The organism is Leisingera sp. ANG59 (assembly GCF_013317235.1).
In the GTDB taxonomy this organism is placed as follows: domain Bacteria; phylum Pseudomonadota; class Alphaproteobacteria; order Rhodobacterales; family Rhodobacteraceae; genus Leisingera.
In genome coordinates this window covers 24,495-44,845 of the sequence record NZ_WLCM01000031.1, presented here as the reverse complement: position 1 = coordinate 44,845, position 20,351 = coordinate 24,495, and the positions used below count along the sequence as shown (strand labels likewise).

Annotated in this window: 18 protein-coding genes; 11 read left to right on the top strand and 7 right to left on the bottom strand. The window is 63.2% G+C overall.

The window, feature by feature from the left end; translation table 11 throughout:
• Positions 1-411: 411 nt before the first annotated feature.
• The 4 genes from GKC28_RS20045 (at position 412) to GKC28_RS20030 (ending at position 4,262) form a co-directional block, all read left to right on the top strand.
• Positions 412-1,557, top strand: coding sequence for an aminomethyltransferase family protein (locus GKC28_RS20045; RefSeq protein ID WP_174148772.1), 1,146 nt, complete (start codon positions 412-414; stop codon positions 1,555-1,557).
• A 73-nt stretch (positions 1,558-1,630) separates the two neighbouring features.
• Positions 1,631-2,242 carry a dimethylamine monooxygenase subunit DmmA family protein gene (locus tag GKC28_RS20040; protein ID WP_174148771.1) on the top strand — a complete coding sequence of 204 codons (612 nt, stop codon included), beginning with the start codon at positions 1,631-1,633 and terminating at the stop codon, positions 2,240-2,242.
• Positions 2,239-3,204, top strand: a complete 966-nt coding sequence (locus tag GKC28_RS20035) for a PDR/VanB family oxidoreductase (protein WP_174148770.1) — start codon at positions 2,239-2,241, stop codon at positions 3,202-3,204. The genes GKC28_RS20040 and GKC28_RS20035 overlap by 4 nt, the downstream gene beginning before the upstream one ends.
• Before the next feature lie 11 nt (positions 3,205-3,215).
• Positions 3,216-4,262 carry a DUF3445 domain-containing protein gene (locus GKC28_RS20030; RefSeq protein ID WP_174148769.1) on the top strand — a complete coding sequence of 349 codons (1,047 nt, stop codon included), beginning with the start codon at positions 3,216-3,218 and terminating at the stop codon, positions 4,260-4,262.
• 295 nt (positions 4,263-4,557) lie between these two features.
• Here GKC28_RS20030 and GKC28_RS20025 read toward each other — a convergent pair whose 3' ends face one another.
• Positions 4,558-5,214, bottom strand: coding sequence for an XRE family transcriptional regulator (locus GKC28_RS20025; RefSeq protein ID WP_174148768.1), 657 nt, complete (start codon positions 5,212-5,214; stop codon positions 4,558-4,560).
• 587 nt (positions 5,215-5,801) lie between these two features.
• On the opposite strand from GKC28_RS20025, the gene GKC28_RS20020 reads away from it, so the two are divergent.
• Positions 5,802-6,530, top strand: coding sequence for a FadR/GntR family transcriptional regulator (locus GKC28_RS20020; RefSeq protein WP_174148767.1), 729 nt, complete (start codon positions 5,802-5,804; stop codon positions 6,528-6,530).
• A 6-nt stretch (positions 6,531-6,536) separates the two neighbouring features.
• Here GKC28_RS20020 and GKC28_RS20015 read toward each other — a convergent pair whose 3' ends face one another.
• Complete coding sequence (locus GKC28_RS20015; protein ID WP_174148766.1) at positions 6,537-7,838, bottom strand: ABC transporter substrate-binding protein; 1,302 nt, start codon at positions 7,836-7,838, stop codon at positions 6,537-6,539.
• A gap of 162 nt (positions 7,839-8,000) precedes the next feature.
• Between GKC28_RS20015 and GKC28_RS20010 the strand changes: the two genes are divergently transcribed.
• A complete protein-coding gene (locus GKC28_RS20010; RefSeq protein ID WP_174148765.1) occupies positions 8,001-9,347 on the top strand; it encodes an NAD(P)-binding domain-containing protein in 1,347 nt (448 codons plus the stop codon).
• A 93-nt stretch (positions 9,348-9,440) separates the two neighbouring features.
• Positions 9,441-10,445 carry a GlxA family transcriptional regulator gene (locus tag GKC28_RS20005; RefSeq protein ID WP_174148764.1) on the top strand — a complete coding sequence of 335 codons (1,005 nt, stop codon included), beginning with the start codon at positions 9,441-9,443 and terminating at the stop codon, positions 10,443-10,445.
• 71 nt (positions 10,446-10,516) lie between these two features.
• Here GKC28_RS20005 and GKC28_RS20000 read toward each other — a convergent pair whose 3' ends face one another.
• The 5 genes from GKC28_RS20000 to hpaR form a co-directional block, all read right to left on the bottom strand.
• Positions 10,517-11,098, bottom strand: a complete 582-nt coding sequence (locus tag GKC28_RS20000; protein ID WP_174148763.1) for a sarcosine oxidase, gamma subunit — start codon at positions 11,096-11,098, stop codon at positions 10,517-10,519.
• A complete protein-coding gene (locus GKC28_RS19995; RefSeq protein ID WP_174148782.1) occupies positions 11,091-14,102 on the bottom strand; it encodes a sarcosine oxidase subunit alpha family protein in 3,012 nt (1,003 codons plus the stop codon). The genes GKC28_RS20000 and GKC28_RS19995 overlap by 8 nt, the downstream gene beginning before the upstream one ends.
• A gap of 11 nt (positions 14,103-14,113) precedes the next feature.
• Positions 14,114-14,401: a sarcosine oxidase subunit delta gene (locus tag GKC28_RS19990; protein ID WP_174148762.1), complete on the bottom strand. Its 288-nt coding sequence runs from the start codon at positions 14,399-14,401 to the stop codon at positions 14,114-14,116.
• Between the two features lie 16 nt (positions 14,402-14,417).
• Positions 14,418-15,668, bottom strand: coding sequence for a sarcosine oxidase subunit beta family protein (locus tag GKC28_RS19985; protein ID WP_174148761.1), 1,251 nt, complete (start codon positions 15,666-15,668; stop codon positions 14,418-14,420).
• A 273-nt stretch (positions 15,669-15,941) separates the two neighbouring features.
• A complete protein-coding gene (gene hpaR, locus GKC28_RS19980) occupies positions 15,942-16,382 on the bottom strand; it encodes a homoprotocatechuate degradation operon regulator HpaR (RefSeq protein ID WP_174148760.1) in 441 nt (146 codons plus the stop codon).
• A gap of 114 nt (positions 16,383-16,496) precedes the next feature.
• On the opposite strand from hpaR, the gene GKC28_RS19975 reads away from it, so the two are divergent.
• The 4 genes from GKC28_RS19975 to hpaD (GKC28_RS19960) are packed head-to-tail and all read left to right on the top strand — an operon-like array spanning position 16,497 to position 20,288.
• Positions 16,497-16,889 carry a 5-carboxymethyl-2-hydroxymuconate isomerase gene (locus tag GKC28_RS19975; protein ID WP_174148759.1) on the top strand — a complete coding sequence of 131 codons (393 nt, stop codon included), beginning with the start codon at positions 16,497-16,499 and terminating at the stop codon, positions 16,887-16,889.
• Positions 16,889-18,400: a 5-carboxymethyl-2-hydroxymuconate semialdehyde dehydrogenase gene (hpaE, locus tag GKC28_RS19970; RefSeq protein ID WP_174148758.1), complete on the top strand. Its 1,512-nt coding sequence runs from the start codon at positions 16,889-16,891 to the stop codon at positions 18,398-18,400. Before GKC28_RS19975 ends, hpaE begins: the two co-directional genes overlap by 1 nt.
• A gap of 39 nt (positions 18,401-18,439) precedes the next feature.
• Positions 18,440-19,294, top strand: a complete 855-nt coding sequence (gene hpaD / locus GKC28_RS19965; RefSeq protein WP_174148757.1) for a 3,4-dihydroxyphenylacetate 2,3-dioxygenase — start codon at positions 18,440-18,442, stop codon at positions 19,292-19,294.
• Between the two features lie 13 nt (positions 19,295-19,307).
• On the top strand, positions 19,308-20,288 hold the full coding sequence (hpaD, locus tag GKC28_RS19960; protein ID WP_174148756.1) for a 3,4-dihydroxyphenylacetate 2,3-dioxygenase: 981 nt from the start codon (positions 19,308-19,310) through the stop codon (positions 20,286-20,288).
• The last annotated feature ends 63 nt before the right edge of the window (positions 20,289-20,351 follow it).

The following is a 20,351-nucleotide window of genomic DNA, read 5'->3' as shown; positions in this document are numbered from 1 at the left end:
GCTTTTGCGACCTTCGCCGATGCCGCCACTTGCCCCAAAGCCTCAAACATCCAACAGCTTAGCACGCTGTTTGCGACCCATTTCGAGGCCGCTCCCGGCAAACACGGCCCGGTTGAACATGGCGCTGACCTGCTGAAATGCGGCAGAATCACTTAAGCTTCCGCCGCGATCCAAGCCGATTCTTCCCCTCAAACGCGTCATCTGGCTGCTGCCGCAACCCCAAGCAGCTCGCAGGCAAGACCGTTTCAGGCCAGTTCATGCCGCAAACACGTTCGAAATCTGCCTTTTAAGAAAAATCTTTTTCCTGATAGGAATATTCATTGACATGACGCCCCCTCCTTTGGCTAACTGGACCAGACCAAAGGAACCAAATCAAGAATTTTGGTCCGCACCAATAGGGAGACGCACACAATGGCCATCATCTGGCGGACTTCAGCACTGGCACAGCGCCACAAGGAAATCGGCGGCGAGCTGGAAGATTGGAACGGCATGGGAACCGCCTGGTTCTATGACCACACCCCCGAGCGCGCCAAAGCCGACTACGAGGCGGTCCGCACCAAGGCGGGCCTCATGGACGTGTCCGGCCTCAAGAAAGTCCACGTCGTGGGCGAGCATGCCGCCCAGGTCATCGACCGGGTCACAACCCGCAACGTCGAAAAGATCATGCCGGGCCGCTCCACCTACGCCTCGATCCTGAATGAGCAGGGCAAGTTCGTGGACGACTGCATCATCTACCGCCTGTCAGTGAACAGCTGGATGGTTGTGCATGGCACCGGCACCGGAATGGAGCAGCTCAGCTCCGTTGCCGCCGGCAAGAACTGCTCGGTTGTGTTCGATGACAACCTGCACGACATGTCGCTGCAGGGCCCTGTCGCCGTGGACTTTCTGGCCGAATATGTGCCCGGTATCCGCGATCTTGCCTATTTCGGCATCATTCAGACCAAGCTGTTCGGCTGCCCGGTGATGATCTCACGCACCGGCTACACCGGCGAGCGCGGCTATGAGATCTTCTGCCAGGCCAAGGACGCGGTTCACCTCTGGGACAGCATTCTGGACAAGGGCAAAGGCATGGGCATCGTTCCCGTGCAGTTCTCCACCCTCGACCTGCTGCGCACCGAAAGCTACCTGCTGTTCTATCCGGGCGACAACTCCGAGACCTACCCGTTCGACGATGAGCCCTGCGGCGACACACTGTGGGAACTGGGCCTTGAGTTCACCGTTTCCCCCGGCAAGACCGGCTTCATCGGCGCCGAAAACCACTATGCCGCCGAAGGCAAGGAGCGGTTCAAGATCTACGGCGTCATGCTGGAAGGCAAGATCCCCGCGGACGAAGGCGCGGACCTGCTGCAGAACGGCGAAAAGGTCGGCGTGGTCACCTACGGCATGTATTCGGAGGTGAACAACCACAACGTGGGCATCGCCCGGATGCCGGTCGCCTGCGCCAAGCCTGGCACCAAGCTGACCGTCCGCAACGGCGACGGCACCGAGATTGCCGCCACCGCCGAAGAGATGCCCTTCTACGACAAGGACAAATCGATCCGCACCGCAAAGGGCTGATCCGGATCCCGGGCGTCCCCATCCCGGGGGGCGCCCGCTTTCGTTCACCCGGACTGCAGGAAAAGCGACCCACATGTCTAAGACCGAATTCCCCCCTTCTATCAAAAGCCGCCCTGTATACGGCGAGCTGGAGGCCCGCTCCGGCAGCGGCCACCTGATGATCGCCGATGCCGAAGGCGCCGAGGCGATCCTCGATCTGGCCAAATCCACGGACGAGGATTTCTGGGCCAAGGCCCATATCATCTACATCCCCAAGAAAACCGGCACCAAATACAGCAGCCAGCTGGAAGAACTGGGTGCCGGCCAGTTCTACGCAGGCCCTTCCTATGAAGCCTCGCAAAGCCGGATCCGCCGCGCCCTGCAGGACTGCCACATGGGCACTCAGGTCTACCTGACCGGCACCGAGAGCCTGATGGGCCAGGCCATGGCCGAGGCCACCGCGGCTGGCATCCCGCATACCGCGATCCAGACCGAACACCGCGGCTCCACCGCGCGGCGCATGCAATGCGTGCACTGCAAGGGCATCACCGAGGACGTCACCACCGACCCGTTCGAATGCAGCCACTGCGGCCTCAGCCTGTTCGTGCGCGATCACTATTCGCGCCGCCTCGCGGCCTTCCAGGGCGTGCGGGTGGATGCCGAGGATCCGGGCAACATCCCCGAGAAAGTGGAGCTGTTCAAATGAGTGCTGGCACCGCAAAACTGAATGTCACCGTGGCCGAGGTCAAACCGATCAACGACCTGGTCACCCGGTTCAAATTCGTCCGCACCGGCGGCGGCAGCCTGCCCACCTTCTCGGGCGGGGCGCATACCGTGGTCGAAATGCAGGACGGCGATATCACCCGGCTCAACGCCTATTCCCTGATGTCCAACCCGGCCGACCGCGGTGCCTATACCATCTCGGTGCGGCGCGACGACCAGGGCCGCGGCGGCTCCAAGTTCATGCACACCCAGGTGAAAGAGGGCATGGAGATGGTGATCTCCAATCCGGTGAACCTGTTCTCCCTGGACCTGCGCGCCAAGAAGCACCTGATGCTGGCCGGCGGCATCGGCATCACCCCCTTCATGGCGCAGATGCATCAGCTTTCCATGATGGGCGGCCATTTCGAGCTGCACTACTCGGTCCGCACCGCCTCGCTCGGCACCTATGCCAAGGAACTGACCGAACACTACCCGGGCAGGGTGCACGTCTACCATGACGACCAGAAAGAGGCGATCGACCTCAAAACCCTGCTCGCCAACCAGCCGCTAGGCACCCACGTCTACGTTTGCGGCCCAAAGGGCATGATCAACTGGGTGCACGGCACTGCGGAGGAAATGGGCTGGCCGCGCGAGGCGGTGCATTCCGAGGAATTCCTGGCACCGGCCTCCGGGAAGCCGTTCGAGGTGAAATGCGCGGTCTCCAACAAGATCGTCCAGGTCGGCGAGCATCAGTCGCTGCTGGAAGCGCTGGAAGCGGCCGGCATCGACGCCCCCTACCTCTGCCGCGGTGGCGCCTGCGGCCAGTGCGAGACCAATGTCATCGGTTATGACGGCAAGTTCCTGCACTACGACCACTGGCTGACGGATGAACAAAAGGCCGGCGGCAAGCACATCATGCCCTGCGTGTCGCGCTTTGAAGGCAAGACACTGGTTCTGGACCGCTGAGGGAGAGAAAGATGACCATTCAATTCAACGACGAAACCTTCTACGGCGACTTCACCTTCAAGAACTCGGACTGGGCAATCAAACGCTTCCCTTTCCCGTTCCACGAAGACAGCTACATGTACTCGGTGAACATGGAGCCGCACAAATCCTACCGCCCCGGCTCGGTGTTCGAACGCACTTTTGACGTGGACGAGCACTATGTCTCGGAAATGAAGGACCGCGCCCGGGTGCTGGCCAATGATCCGCTGCGCTGCCAGTCGCTGCCGCATATGACGCTGGCGGGCTGGGACTTGGTCGAGCTGATCATGGAGGCCAAGGCGGCCGAATATCCGGACCTGTTCGAACTGCACAAGGACGGCAACCGCTGGCGCTGGATCAACAAGCCGCTGGGCATCGACGACACCTTCACCTTCCTCGATGAAAGCACCCTGCCCTACGGCCCGATGGAATACATCACCCGTCAGACCCAGGGCGACTTTGCGGTGCTGGACCAGCGCGACGACAACCTGTGGATGGATGCCGGCATGGTCACCACCCAGGCCGACTGGTCGCTGGATTTCGACATCGGCATGAACTTCTTCGAATGGCACGCGCCGGTGCCGAAGGCGCATGAGATGGGCATCTTCGTGCGCGCCCTGAAGTTCCTGCTGAACATCCAGCAGGGCCAGCCCGCCCGCCGCCTGAACTGGACGATGACAGTCAACCCGCTGCTCGATACCTCCCCCGAGAACTACCACAAATGGGGCGTGATGAAGCAGGGGCTGACGATGGAGAACATCGGCGAGAAACAGCACCTGCGGGTCGAACTGCAGACCTTCTTCCGCCTGCCGCGCTCCAACGCGCTGGTGTTCCCGATCCGCTGCTACCTGATCAGCTTCAACGATCTGGTGACAGTGCCGAAATGGGCGCGCCGCCTGCACCGGGTGATCCGCGACCTGCCGGAGGAGCTGGCAACCTACAAGGGCTTCATCGACAACCGCCCGCTGATGGTGGAATGGCTGTCGCAGTTTGACGATGGCAGCCCGACCTCGGATGGCATCTGGCCCGACGACGATTGATCCCGAGCGGACTCGCGGGCCGTCCCTACCCCCTGTCACTTAGGCCCGCTTCACTGACTGCCGTTGCCCCTGGCTCCGGCAGTTTCTTTTTTTTTGCGCTGGCTGCAAACCGCCCCCCTTCAGGCCGCAGGCGCTGCCTGCCTCTGCGCAGCCTTGCGCGCTGCGCGCTGCGGGCGGCAGACGGCAAAAGCGCACAGCTCAACGCAACAGCGCCGCGCATCGCGCGGCGCCACGCCCAACGGTGCAGGGGCATCTTCAGATGCCGCGGAACCAGCGGGAGCACTCCCGCCGCGCGTCAGCTCGATTGCGGGTAGGAAATGATCGACAGGTAGCGCGCTGGCAGTTTGACCAGGCTTTCCGGCCCGTGCGGCGCATCGGCATCAAAGAACAGCGTATCCCCCGGCTTCAGCGGATAAACCGTGTCGCCATGGCGGTAATCCACCTCGCCTTCCAGCATGTAAAGCATTTCCACCCCGTCGTGCTGGAAGGTCGGAAAAACATCCGACTCCTCGGTCAGGGTGATCATGTAAGGCTCCACCATCACGCCGGACGCATTGGCGCCAAGATGCCCCAGCAGCTGGTACTGGTGGCCTGCCCGCGTGCCCGCGCGCTCAGTCTCAGCACCTTCGCCGGACTTGGTATGCACCGCCTCGCGGCTTTCCTCGAACCGCCGGAAAAAAGACGTGATCGGCACGCTCAGCGCATTGGCCAGCAGCTGCAGCGTCGTCAGCGACGGCGAGGTATTGCCGTTCTCGATCTTCGACAGCATGCCGATCGACAGCCCCGTCAGATTGGCGAGATCCGCCACCGTGATTCCCTGCTGCCGCCGGAACGACCGCACCTCGCGGCCGATCGCCACTTCCAGAACTTTTTCTGCACCGTCGCGGACCCGGTGCGGGTCTTGGGAGAGGTTATTTGCCACTGCGTCACTATCATCTTTGAGTTTAGCCACTGTGTTATCTTCCTTATGGATGGCCTCTGACAAGCGCGCAGCAGCCGATATGTAAAAACTTTCCCGGACGCGAGGAATGGTGCGAATATTATTTTACTGTCATTACTCATTTTTCCCAACCCCTTACCGCCTGAGGAAAGAAAAATGTTACCGCGGCGCTGCGCCCCGCCCGCGTGCAGGCGGCAGCGCGCCCTGCGGCCCGCTTCCAGTGCCGGCGCGACACGCAGATCAGCCCAGCCGGAACACGCCGGCGCCGCCAACGGACACCCGGCCCGGGCATACGCTTGCCACCTCTGGACCAAAAAGGCACCAATTTCAGGAGCCGCCACGGCAAGCACCGGCGAGAAAGCTTAAAATGGCGCAAAAACAGGGAGCTACGGCGAACCTCCAGAACACGCGCAATCACCGCGGCATAGAACCAATTTGCGCACCCGTCCTTGCTGACCGGCACTGGAACCGCTAGTCTGAGGGTCAGTCACCGCTGTGAAGGGCACCTGCAAAGCCGCCGCCAGAACCGGCAAATGCAGCCTTGCCACAGCACTCAGGAGCAGGGTTTCCCGCTCATACGGCCCGGAAAAAGACAGACCATGAGCTCAGCGGAAGAAACCACCTCGCAGATCCTGACCACCCATTCCGTCGGCGCCACCGTGCAGGTGGTGATCGACACGCTGTTTGCCCGGATCAAATCCGGCACCTACCCGGTGGACACCCGTCTGCCCTCGGAACGCACGCTGGCGTCCGAGCTCGGGGTCGCCCGCAACACCGTGCGCGAAGCGCTGGACGTGCTGGCCGGCCAGAACGTGATCCAGCGCCGCGCAGGGTCCGGCAGCTTTGTGAAATTCCGCTCCGGCCCCAAGCCGGAAACCTCCTCCTACAGCTCGCTGGCCAATGAGGTTTCTCCGCTCGACCACCTGGTGGTGCGCGGCATTCTGGAGCCGGAACTGGTGCGCCTGGCGGTGATCAACATGACCCCGCGCCAGATCGAGGAGCTGGACCAGATCCTGTCCCGGGTGGAGGCCGTGCGCACCGACCCCGTCGAATTCATCGAGGCCGAGGAGGATCTCTACCGCAAGATCGCCGAGGGCACCGGCAACCCGCTGCTGCACTCCTGCTACGAGCTGACGATCGAGGCCTGCCGCCTGTCCTACCGCACTGCGCTGCGCCGCCGCCACCTGACGCCGCAGCGGATTCAGGACTACCAGAAGCGCTACAACACGCTGTTCAACGCCATCGCCTCGCGCGATGTGGAATCCGCGGTCGAGTTCATCAAGCTGCATCTGATCGACGAGCAGAAACTGCTGCTGCAGGAGGTCTGAGCCGCCTCAGCCCTCCACCGCGCGCGAGCTGACCTCGCTGCCCGGCGCGCCGCTCTCCAGCCGCTGATGCCACAGCTGCCCCAGCGTTTCCATTTCCGATTTCAGCAGGCCGGAATGCTGCGCCAGCCAGGCCGGAATCGACTTGAACGCAGCGATCCGCGCCTTGCCTTCCCGGATCGTCACCACCGGCCAGTCGCCGACCAAGGCATTGGAAATGCCGAAGATATCCTCACCCCACCATTCCGCGTGGCCGAAGGCATGGGTGACATGGCCCAGCTGCTTCATCGCCGCCAGCACCGATGGCGGCGCAACCGACCCCGCCTTCTCCACCGCGCTGTGCCAGATGTCCAGGATCGCCACATACTCCCAGCTCACCGCCGACCAGCTGCCCGGGAAACGGCGGTTGTATTCCTCATAGAACTCATGCGGGCGGTTAAAGAAAAACGCCTTCTCCCGCAGCAGCGGGTCATCGAAATCGGGGAACTGGAACACCACCCCTTCCATGAATTCGGGGGATGTCCGCTCCACCAGCCGGTCATAGCCGTCCATGGTGCAGCTGATGATCTGCCCTGTGAAGCCCTTTGTGTGGGCATATTCGGTCATCGCATGCACCATCGGCGCATAAGACGAGCACCAGCACAGGATATCGGCGCCGCTTTCCAGCATCGGATCCACCACCGGCGCCGGGTCGCTGGCGCCGGGATCATACTGCACTTCCCGCAGGATCTGCTTGTCCGCCGCCTTGAACGCCGCCCGGTAGACCGCTTGTGCGGGCAGCCCCAGCAGATCGGCCTGGCTGCACAGGGCGACGGTTTTCAGCTCCGGCCGGGTTTCCGCCAGCCAGGCCACCCCGGTCACGTTCTGGATCGGGTGCGCCTCGCTGGGCGCGATCAGATAGGGCGTGTCCGGCGACAGGTCGGTCGGCAGCAGGGTCGACGTCAGCACCTTGTTGCGCATCAGGAAATCGCGCACCGGCGCAAACGTGTCCCCGCCCAGCATCAGCATCAGCTTGACGTTGTGCTGCTGAACCAGTTCAACCGCGCCCTCCAGCGCGCGTTCCGGGTCGTAGCCGCAATCGTATGAGTGGATCCGGATCGGGTAGCGGCGGCCGCCGATCAGCACCCCGCCGGCCTGGTTCAGCCCGTCCTCCCAGATCCGGCAGCCGTTCAATCCGGGCAGCCCCCAGCTCTCCACCCGGCCCGAAAGCGGGCCGAGGAATCCGATATTCACTGATTCTGCCATCCCCACGGACAGCCGGGGCAACGCCGCGCGGGCGGTCAACTGGTGCACAAAACTGGTCGTCTTCATGTTTGGAATCCTACCAGTAAAACAACGCGCTTCCAGTCCAATTGCGCCCAAAAACATTCCGCATGTGAAAAAATGTTGACTTATTGGCGCAAGTTTGGACCTAATTGGACCAGACCAAATGATCCAAATTAGAATATTGGTCCGAACCAACGGGAGAACCAGATGACCAAGAAACGTATTGCCATCATCGGCGCAGGCCCCTCCGGCCTGGCCCAGCTGCGCGCCTTCCAGTCCGCGGCCCAAAAGGGCGAGGAGATCCCGGAAATCGTCTGCTTCGAAAAGCAGGACGACTGGGGCGGCCTGTGGAATTACACTTGGCGCACCGGCCTGGACGAAAACGGCGAACCGGTGCACTGCTCGATGTACCGCTACCTGTGGTCGAACGGACCCAAGGAGGGCCTGGAGTTCGCCGACTACTCGTTCGAGGAGCATTTCGGCAAGCAGATCGCCTCCTACCCGCCGCGCGCCGTGCTGTTCGACTACATCGAGGGCCGGGTGAAGAAGGCAGATGTGCGCAAGTGGATCCGCTTCAACTCCCCGATCCGCTGGGTCGAATACAACGAGGACAAGGGCAACTTCACCGTCACCGTGCATGACCACACCCAGGACAGCACCTACAAGGAAGACTTCGACCACGTGATCTGCGCCTCGGGCCACTTCTCGACCCCGAACGTGCCCTATTACCCGGGTTTCGACACCTTCAACGGCCGCGTGCTGCACGCCCATGACTTCCGCGATGCCCGCGAATTTGCCGGCAAGGACATCCTGCTTCTCGGCTCCTCCTACTCGGCCGAAGACATCGGCTCCCAATGCTGGAAATACGGCGCCAAGTCGATCACCACCTCCTACCGCTCGGCACCTATGGGCTTCAAATGGCCGGACAACTGGGACGAGGTTCCGGCGCTGGAATCGGTCACCGGCAATACCGCCACCTTCGTGGACGGCACCCAGAAAGAGGTCGACGCGATCATCCTCTGCACCGGCTACAAGCACTTCTTCAACTTCCTGCCGGACGACCTGCGCCTGAAGACCGCCAACCGCCTGGCCACCGCCGACCTCTACAAGGGCGTGGTCTACGCGCATAACCCCAAGATGTTCTACCTGGGCATGCAGGACCAGTGGTTCACCTTCAACATGTTCGACGCCCAGGCCTGGTGGGTCCGCGACGCGATCATGGGCAAGATCGAGATCCCGGCGGACAAGGAGGCCCTTCTGGCCGACGTGAAGGAGCGCGAAGCGCGCGAGGAAGCCTCGGACGACGTCAAATACGCGATCAAGTACCAGGGCGACTACGTGCTGGAACTGATCGAGGAGACCGACTACCCGACCTTCGACGTGGCCGGTGCCTGCCAGGCCTTTTATGAATGGAAGGGGCACAAGGCCAAGGACATCATGGCCTTCCGTAACAACTCCTACAAATCAGTGATCACCGGCACCATGGCCCCTGTGCACCACACCCCGTGGAAGGACGCACTGGACGACTCGCTGGAAGCATATCTGCAGAACTAAGCAGATACGCCTGCGCCGTTTTCCCCTTCCTGTACGGCGCAGGCACCCCTTCGCCGCTGTGCGAATCTCTCTTCGCAAGCTATAATTCACCCCATGCAGCGCGATAACACCATGACACTCGGCTTTCTGATTTTTCCCGGCTTTCCAATGGCCTGCCTGACCTCGGCCATCGAACCCCTGCGCGCGGCAAATGAAATTGCCGGCTCTGAAACTTTCCGATGGAAACTGGTGTCCGAGACCGGCAACAGCGTCAACGCCTCCGCCAATGTGGCGTTCCAGCCCGACTGCGCCCTGGATGAGGCCGACGGCATCGACACCCTGTTCCTGCTGTCCAGCCCGCAGGGCAAATTCGACGACCCCAAGGCCTCCAACGGCAAGCTGCGCCATCTGGCCCGGCACGGCACCACCATGGGCGCGGTCTCCGGCGGCGTGTTCCCGCTGGCCCGCTCCGGCCTGCTGGACGGGCACAGCTGCTCGGTCCACTGGTGCTACAAGGCTGCCTTCACTGCAGAATTCCCGTCCCTCGCCACCGTCGACGACGTGATCGTGCTGGACCGCCGCCGGTTCACCGCCAGCGGCGCCGCGGCGATGTTCGACCTGTCACTGAAATTGATCGAGCGCGCCATGGGCGACGCCGTGATGACAGAGGTCGCCTGCTGGTTCCAGCACCCGATGGTCCGGGCCGAGGGCGTGCGCCAGAAGACCCCGGCGTTCAAGACCGACAGCACCGCCGACAGCCTGCCGCCGCCGGTGGCCAAGGCGGTGGAGCTGTTTGCCGACAACCTGGAACATCCGGTGTCGATCCGCGATGCGGCCAGCGAGATCGGCGTCTCGCCGCGCCAGCTGGAGCGCAGCTTCAAGGCCGCCACCGGCCAGAGCCCGGCAATCTATTACCGCACCCTGCGGATGAACGCAGCGCGCCAGCTGGTGATGTATTCGCGCGACTCGATCACCTCGATCGCCAATGCGGTGGGCTACGCCACTTCCTCCACCTTGTCGCAGCACTACCGCGAAAGCTTCGGCGTCACCCCGCAGGAGGAACGCCGCAAGGTGAACCTGTTCCGGGTTCAGGACAACCGGCCGATCCCGTCGGCCTGACCCGCCCAGACAGGAAAGACCAGGCACAAAAAGGCCGGTGGTTTTCTCAGAAACCACCGGCCCTTTTCTGTTCAGATCACCGATTTCGCCGCCGCCACCAGCGCATGATGCAGCGAGCCGGCAGAGGACCGCGGGCCAATGATCGAATATCCTTGCCCGGGGGTCTGGCACAGCAGGAACACACCCAGATGCTCCATCGAGGTCCGGGTGGCATCGCCCCCCTTGCCCGCACGGACATTGGCGTTGCACAGCCGCTCCAGCACGTCAAAGCAGCGCGGCCCTTCCATGTCGAAGCGGCACCAGCCGTCGGTCTGCTCCACCACGGAGCCCGCGTCGCCCACGGCCTGCTTCAGATCCGCCGCCATCAGTTCGTGGCTGTCATGCGGGGCAGAGACCATCCACAGGTCCGGCCCCATCCACCAGGCAGCAAACACACCGTGCTCAGTCCAGCTTGCAGCCTCCGGCAACGCTCCGCCCAGATAAGACGCAGCCGCAGATTTCACCGCATCTTCGCTGCCTTGGCGTGCCGCCAGAGAGGCCAGCGCCCGGTCGGTGACTTCACGGATCTGGAGACCTGTGAAGACATCCACCCGCGGCTCTTGCCCACCCAGCGGAGAGATGGCTTTGAGCCCATGATTATCAAACTTACCCACGGAGAAGCTCCCCTTCCGGATCCACAAAATGCGCGCTGACAACTTCGACCTGGATTTCCTTGCCCTCCAGCGGGTTGACCGCGCGGATCACCTCACCCTTGCGGCTGTCGCCGCGCTTCAGGAAGCCGATCCCGATCGAACAGCCCAGCACCGGCGAATAGGCGGCAGAAGTGATATAGCCCTGATCGGTGGCCGCGCTGACTTCGCCCGTAGCGTTCATCAGATGCGCCCCGGCCTGCACCGGATCGGCGGCATTCACCGGCTTGAAGCCAACCAGCTTCAGTGCATCCTCCTGGTTCAGCCCCTCGCGCTCGCTCAGGGTATTGCCGATGCAGTCCTTCTTCTTGCTGACCATCCGGCCCATGCCGAGGTTCAGCGCTGAAGTGGTGCCGTTCAGCTCATTGCCCGCGGCATGGCCCTTCTCGATCCGCATGACGCCCAGCGCCTCGGTGCCGTAAGGCACCGCGCCGAACTCCTCGCCCGCCTCCATCAGCTTGCGGATCATTGCATCGCCGTAACGGGTCGGCACCGCGATCTCATAGGCCAGCTCGCCCGAGAAGGAGATCCGGAACAGCCGCGCCCGGCAGCCGCCCGCCACGGTCACTTCCCCGCAGGCCATGAAGGGAAACGCCTCATTCGAGATGTCGAACTCAGGGTCCACGACCTTCTGCAGCAGCTTGCGGGCATTCGGACCCGCCACCGCGAACTGTGCCCAGGCCTCGGTGGTCGAGATCAGCTGCACATCCATGTCAGGGAACAGGCACTGGCGCGCAAATTCCATGTTGCGGTAAACCAGAACTGCGTTGGCGGTGGTGGTGGTCACCACGAAATGATCCTCGGCAAAGCGTGCGGCGGTGCCGTCGTCATAGGCAATGCCGTCCTCGCGCAGCATCAGGCCATAGCGGACCTTGCCCACCGGAAGCTTGGCAAAGGCATTGGCATACATCTTGTTCAGGAACTCGGCTGCGTCCTTGCCCTGCACGTCGATCTTGCCCAGCGTGGTCACGTCGCAGACGCCGACCGAGTTGCGGGTTTGCAGCACTTCGCGGTCCACCGACTGGCGCCAATGGGTTTCGCCCGCCTTGGGGAACCACTGCGCCCGCAGCCATTGGCCCACCTCGACAAACACTGCGCCCTGCTCCTCAGCCCATTTGTGGCTGGGAGTCTTGCGGGTGGGGCGGAACTCTTCGCCGACCGAGCGGCCTGCCATCACACCGAACGAAACCGGCGTATAGGGCGGGCGGAACATGGTGGTGCCGACCTCGGGGATCTGCTTACCCGCCAGTTCGGCCATGATCGCCAAGCCGCCCATGTTGGAGGTCTTGCCCTGATCGGTCGCCATGCCAAGGGTGGTGTAGCGCTTCAGATGCTCGACAGAGCGGAAGTTCTCCTGGTGCGCCAGCTTCACGTCCTTGACGGTGACGTCGTTCTGCTGATCCAGCCAGGCGCGTCCCTTGCCTTCCTTCACGTACCAGAAGGGGGTCACATTGACCGGCGCATCCTCGGCCTCGGGCAGATCACCCGCCTTGGCCTCAATACCCAGCTCCGACAGCGCGGCCACCGCGCCCTCGGCACCGGCCCGCAGCGCGGCAGCGGTGGAGAAATCGCCATTGGCGGCACCGGCCACGGACATGTTCTGCGGCAGCTCGCCCGCGGGAACAAAGGCCGCAATGTCCGCGCGCCAGGCCGGACGGCCGCGCTGGTGGCAGGTCAGATGCACGTTCGGGTTCCAGCCGCCGGAGACCGCCAGCGCGCCGCAAGGCACGTCGCGGGTGGTGCCGTTGGCCAGGCGCACGCGCGCCCACTCCAGACCCAGCCGCCCCTTGGTGTCGATCACCTGGGCACCGGCAAACAGCTCGGCGCCTTCAACCTTGGGCGCATCGGCGCGGGTGTCGATCACCGCCGTCACCTTCACCCCCTTGGCGATCAGGTCGGCGGCAGTGCGGTGGCCGTCGTCGTTGTTGGTGAAGACCGCAACGGTCTGATCCGGCGTCACCGCCCAACGGTTGGCATAGGCGCGCACCGCACCCGCCAGCATCACGCCCGGGCGATCGTTGTTCTCAAACGCGATGGGGCGTTCAGTGGCACCCGCCGCCAGCATCGCCCGCTTGGAATAGATCCGCCACAGGATCTGCCGCGGCTTGCCCGCTTCCGGCGCCAGCACATGGTCGGCAGTCCGCTCCACCGCACCATAGATACCGTGGTCAAAGGCGCCGATGATGGTGGTGCGCGGCATTACCCGCACGTTCGGCATCGACACCAGCTCCGCCTGAACCTGCGCAACCCAGGCCGCGCCGGCCAGATCGCCAATGCCAAAGGTTTCCGCATTGAGGCGCCCGCCCAGCAGAAAATCCTCATCGGCAATGATCACCTGCGCCCCGGCCCGGCCCGCGGTCAGCGCCGCCATCAGGCCGGTGGGGCCGGCACCGATCACCAGCAGGTCGCAATGCAGGAAGCCCTTGTCATAGGCATCCGGGTCCGCCTCGAAACTGATGCTGCCCAGACCCGCCGCCTTGCGGATGATCGGCTCGTACAGTTTCTCCCAGAACGCAGCCGGCCACATGAAGGTCTTGTAATAGAAACCCGCGGTCAGGAAGTTCGAGAACCGGTCATTGATCGCCATGAAGTCATGCTGCAGCGACGGCCAGCGGTTCTGCGAATTCGCCTCCAGCCCATCATACAGCTCCGCCACGGTGGCGCGGGTGTTCGGCTCCTGCCGCCCGCCGCTGCGCAGCTCGACCAGCGCGTTGGGCTCTTCCGAGCCAGAGGTCAGCACGCCCCGCGGACGGTGGTATTTGAACGACCGGCCCATCAGCCGCACGCCGTTTGCCAGCAGGGCCGAGGCCAGCGTGTCGCCCTCGAACCCCTTGTAGCTCTTGCCATCAAAGGTGAAGCTCAGCGCCTTGCTGCCCTTGATCAGCCCGCCATCCAGGCGGTTCACCTGCACCCCCTTGCGGGCGCCGGTGCTGCCATCGGCCTGAAAGGCCACGCGGCCGGCATTCATCACTGCGTCAGTCATTTGCTGCGCCCCCTTGCCCGGGCCACATCACGGGCCAGTTCGACATTCAGGATTTCATGGGTCACGGTGTTGCGGGTCACCACCAGCCAGGACCGGTCGCCCTGCTCGTGGAACCACAGCTCGCGGTGCTCGCCCGCCGGGTTGTCGCGCAGGTACAGGTAGTCGTGAAACTGATCCGCCGCGCCTTCGGCCTGCCAGTCCGGCCGGTCGATCAGCGCCGCATCCCCCAGATAGGTGAACTCCTGGCTGTCCCGCGGCCCGAGGATCGGATGGTTGATAATCATCGCTGCTGTCCTTTCCTCAGTGCAGGTTCGGCTGGGCGCCTTGGCCCTTTTCGTCGATCATGCAGCCGCGGCGGAACCGGTCGAGCCGGTAGGCCGTGGCCACCTTGTGCGGCGTGTCCGTCGCCAGCAGATGCGCATAGCACCAGCCCGAGGCCGGGGTCGCCTTGAACCCGCCGTAGCACCAGCCGCCGTTGAAATAGAGGCCGTCGATATGGGTCTTGTCGATGAAGGGGGAGCCGTCCATCGACATGTCCATGATACCGCCCCAGCTGCGCAGCATCCGCACCCGGCCCAGCGCCGGGATCAGTGCCATGCCGCCTTCCATCACGTCCTCGACCACCGGCAGGTTGCCGCGCTGCGCATAGGAATTGTACATGTCCAGGTCGCCGCCAAAGACCAGCCCGCCCTTGTCCGACTGGCTGCAATAGAAGTGGCCCGCGCCAAAGGTGATGACCCCGTCCAGCACCGGCTTCAGACCCTCGGACACGAATGCCTGCAGCACATGGCTTTCGATCGGCAGGCGCATCCCCGCCTTCTCCATCACCCGGCTCGACGACCCGGCAACGCAGCTCGCCACCTTGTTGGCGCCGATGAAGCCCTTGGTGGTTTCCACGCCCAGGCATTTGCCGTTCTCGATCTTGAAGCCGGTGACTTCGCAGTTCTGGATGATATCGACACCGCGCAGGTCCGCACCGCGGGCATAGCCCCAGGCCACCGCATCGTGGCGCACGGTGCCGCCGCGGCGGTGCAGCAGCCCGCCCTTGATCGGGAAACGCGCGTCATTGAAATTCAGGAACGGGTACATCGACCGCACGCCATCGGTATCCAGCAGCTCCGCGTCGGAGCCGTTCAGGATCATCGCATTGCCCCGCCGCCGCGCCGCATCACGCTGCGCATCGGTATGCACCAGGTTCAGAATGCCGCGCTGGCTGACCATGGCGTTGTAGTTGAAGTCCTGCTCCAGCCCTTCCCACAGCTGCAGCGACAGCTCATAGAACGGCTCGTTGCCGTCCAGCAGGTAGTTGGAGCGGATGATGGTGGTGTTGCGGCCCACGTTGCCGCCGCCAATCCAGCCCTTCTCGATCACCGCGACATTGGTGATGTTGTGGTTCTTGGCAAGGTAATAGGCCGTCGCCAGCCCGTGCCCGCCGCCGCCGATGATCACCACATCGTAGCTTTTCTTGGGTTCCGGATCGCGCCAGGTCGGGCGCCATCCCTTGTGGCCCGTCAGGGCCTCCTTGATCACTTTCAGGCCAGAGTACCGCATGATGTCCTCATCAACTGTCCCCGGCAGAATCGTTGAGAAATGCGTCATTTCACAGGGGGATTTCGGACATCGGCAGCGCCATTTGCGTCACAGGCGGGAAATCACCAATGCAGTTGCAGCATGACCGGCCACAACCACACGGACGCATTACCGAGATAAGATCATATTATTAATAGATAAAATAAATCACCGCCGCGCACAGCAGCGAAAATCGCGCTCGGGCCGGTTTGCGTCACGCACCTCTCCATCCGCGCCAAATGCGGCAAACCCGACTCAGTCAGTCAGCTCAATCTGATCCAGCTCATTCAGCAGATCCAGCAGCGCCTCATAGCGTTTCGCCCCCATCTTCCGGCGGGTCCGTTCCATCAGCTCCAGGCTGGCTTCCAGGTTGTCGGCAATGATCTTCTCCCCAGCCGGGGAGATCTGTACCACCTGGCGGCGGCGATCCTCTTTGTCGCGCTCCCGGCTGATCAGCTGCTTTTCCTCCAGCTTCTGCAGGATCCGCGTCAAGCTCGGCAGCAGCAGGCAGGCCTTGTCGGCAATCTGGGTCGGATCGATCGGTCCGCTCTCCTGCACCACCCGCAGAACGCGCCATTGCTGTTCGGTCAGCCCAGCGCCGCTCAGCAGCGCACGGATCGGACCCATCACGCGCTCCCGCGCCCTCAAAAGGGCAATGGGCAGCGAACGGTCGGTGGAGGGCATCATCCTGGTCATGCGCGATTATCACCCCGCTTCCGGCTAAACGCAATTGCCGCTTGGGTTTCTTCTGCTTGACTCATCACCGCATAATTGCTAAACATGTTAAGTAATTCAGGAGAGGTACTGCACATGCCGCACATCACGCTGGACTACTCGGCCAATATGGAGGCGCGCACCGATATCGCCGCCCTTTGCCGCCACCTGCGGCAGGCCGCAGCGGCGACCGGCGTGTTCCCCCTGGCAGGCATCCGGGTGCGCGCCTTTGCGGCCAATCACACCTCCATTGCCGACGGCGACCCGAAGCACGGCTATATCGATATCTCCATCCGGCTGCGCGCGGGCCGCGACCTGGACACCCGCAAACGCGCCGCCCAGGCGGTGTTCGACGCAGCGCAAACCTTCCTTGAACCGGCCCTGCAGAAGCATTCCATCGCCCTGTCGCTGGAGATGCGCGACATCGACCCGGAGCTTTCCCCGAAATGCGGCACCATCCGCGACCACATGCAAAAGGCGGACCAGTGATGAGCGATCTGACCACCAACATCGAAACGCTGAACAGCCACCTGACCCGTTTCCGCGAGACCGGCATTCTGAACCTGATCGGCGGCGAAAGCCGCCCCGCCGCCTCCAGAGCCACGTTTGAAACATCGTCCCCGGTGGATGAAAGCGTGATCTGCTCCGTCGCCAAGAGCGGCGCAGCGGACGTAGATGCAGCAGCAGCAGCAGCAAAGGCCGCCTTCCCCGCCTGGCGCGACATGCCTGCGCTGGAGCGCAAGAAGATCCTCAACCGCATCGCCGGCCTGATCGTCGAACGCGCCGAGGAAATCGCCCTGTGCGAATGCTGGGACACCGGGCAAGCCTTACGCTTCATGTCCAAGGCCGCCCTGCGCGGCGCAGAAAACGTCCGCTTCTTCGCGGACAAGGCCGCCTCGGCCCGCGACGGCCAGCAGTTGCAATCGCCGACGCTGATGAATGTGACCACCCGGGTGCCGATCGGCCCGGTCGGCGTCATCACCCCCTGGAACACCCCCTTCATGCTGTCCACCTGGAAGATCGCCCCCGCGCTGGCGGCCGGCTGCACCGTGGTCCACAAACCGGCCGAGTTCTCCCCCCTCACCGCCCGCATCCTGGCTGAGATCGCCCACGAGGCGGGCCTCCCCGCCGGCGTCTGGAACCTCGTGAACGGCTTTGGCGAGGACGCAGGCAAGGCCCTCACAGAACATCCCGATATCAAGGCCATTGCCTTTGTCGGCGAAAGCAAGACCGGCTCGATGATCATGAAACAGGGCGCCGACACCCTGAAACGGGTGCACTTCGAACTGGGCGGCAAAAACCCGGTGGTGGTCTTCGACGACGCCGACCTCGACCGCGCGCTCGATGCCGCGATCTTCATGATCTACTCGCTGAACGGCGAGCGCTGCACTTCCTCCTCGCGCTTGCTGGTGCAGGAGAGCATCGCGGCGGAATTCGAGGCCAAGCTGATCGAGCGCGTCAACAACATCAAGGTCGGCCACCCGCTGGACCCGGCCACCGAGGTCGGCCCGCTGATCCACAAGGTGCATTTCGACAAGGTCACCTCCTACTTCGAATCCGCCAAACAGGACGGCGCCACCATCGCGGCTGGTGGCACCCGCGCTGGCGATCAAGGCTGGTTCGTCCGCCCGACACTGTTCACAAATGCCACCAACGAAATGACCATCGCGCAGGAGGAAATCTTCGGCCCGGTCCTTACCGCGATCCGCTTCAAGGACGAGGATGAGGCTCTAACATTGGCCAATGACACGCAATACGGGTTGACCGGCTATGTCTGGACCAACGACCTCACCCGCGCCCTGCGCTTCACAAACGCGCTGGAGGCCGGAATGATCTGGGTGAACTCGGAAAACGTCCGCCACCTGCCCACCCCCTTTGGCGGGGTCAAGGCCAGCGGCATCGGCCGCGACGGCGGCGACTGGTCTTTCGAGTTCTACATGGAACAGAAACACATCGGCTTTGCCCTGGGCCAGCACAAGATCCCGCGCCTCGGCGCCTGACCTCAAGGAAACGCGCAACCAGTCTTTGAGGAGAAGACCATGGGAGAAATCGTTCTCGCCGCCAAATGCACCCATGTGCCCACCATGCTGATGTCGGAACAGCCCGGCCGGCTGGAGGGCGCCCGCAAGCCCGCCATCGACGGCCACCGGGAAATCGCCCGCCGCGCGAAGGCGCTCGGCGCCGACACCATCGTGATCTGCGACACCCACTGGGTGATCAACGCAGGCTACCACATCAACGCCAACAGCCGGTTCAAGGGCCTGTTCACCTCCAACGAGTTCCCGCAGTTCATCCAGAACCTGCCCTATGAGTACGAGGGCAACCCGGCCCTGGGCGATGCCATCGCGGCAGCGGCGTCGGACAAGGGCGTCTACACCCTGTCGCACCAGCTCGACTCGCTGGAACTGGAATACGGCACCCTGGTGCCGATGCGCTTCATGAGCCGCGAGGGGGATTTCAAGGTGGTCTCCATCGCCGCCTGGTGCACCGTCCACGATCACGACGAAAGCCGGGTGATCGGCGAGGCCATCCGCGAAGCGGTCGAGGCTTCGGACAGCAAGGTGCTGCTGGTCGCCTCCGGCTCGCTCAGCCACAAGATCTGGGCGAACAAGGACTATGCCGCCAACAACGGCACCTTCACCATCAGCTCCGAGTTCAACCGCCAGATGGACCTGCGGGTGCTGGAGCTGTGGCAGAAGGGCGACCATGCCACTTTCCTCAAAATGCTGGGCGAATACGCCGAGTTCTGCTGCGGCGAGGGGTCCATGCACGACACCGCCATGCTCTACGGCGCGCTCGGCTGGGACAGCTATGATGCCCCGTGCGAAGTGATCACCGAGTATTTCCCCAGTTCCGGCACCGGCCAGACCAACGTGATCTTCCCGGTTCAGTAAAAGGAGACCCCCAATGCCCGTCCCCGCCCCGAACCTCTATCCGCCTTTCAACATCGTGCGGCTTTCCCATGTGGAATACGCCGTCACCGACCTCGCCGCCTCCCGCGCCTTCTATGTAGATACCCTCGGCCTGCAGGTGACGCACGAAGACAGCGAGCGCATCTACTTGCGCGCGATGGAGGAACGCGGCCACCATTGCATCGTGCTGGTGAAGTCGGACACCGCATCGGTCGGCGTTCTGGGCTTCAAGCTCTATGATGAGCCGGACCTGGAAAAGGCAGCGGAGTTCTTCGCCTCCAGGGACCTGCCCGTCGAATGGGTGGACCGCCCCCATATGGGCAAAACCTTACGCACCCGCGACCCCTGGGGCATCCCGCTGGAGTTCTACGTCAAGATGGAGCGGCTGGAGCCGATCCTCCAGAAATACAGGCTCTATAATGGGGTAAAACCGCTGCGCATCGACCATTTCAACATGTTCAGCGCGGATGTGGACGGCGCGGTCGCCTTCTATAACGAGATGGGCTTCCGGACCACCGAGTTCACCGAGGATGACGAGAGCGGCAAGGTCTGGGCCGCCTGGATGCACCGCAAGGGCGGCGTGCATGACGTGGCCTTCACCAACGGGCTTGGCCCGCGCCTGCACCACACTGCCTTCTGGGTGCCGAACCCGATGAACATCATCGACCTGCTCGATCTGATGTCGACCACCGGCTATGTCGGCAACATCGAGCGCGGCCCCGGCCGCCACGGCATTTCCAACGCCTTCTTCCTCTATGTGCGCGACCCCGACGGCCACCGGATTGAGATCTATTGCTCCGACTACCAGACCGTCGACCCCGATCTGGAGCCGATCAAGTGGTCGCTCACCGACCCGCAGCGCCAGACCCTTTGGGGCGCCCCGGCACCGCTCAGCTGGTTCGAGGAAGGCTCGGTGTTCGAAGGCACCGCCCCGAAACCCAGCGCCTTGAACGCGCAGCCGATTATTGCACCCTAGCGAAACACAAGGACGGCGCCCTCCCCATGGGGTCGGTCCGGGCGCTGTCCGTGCCTCCGGCAC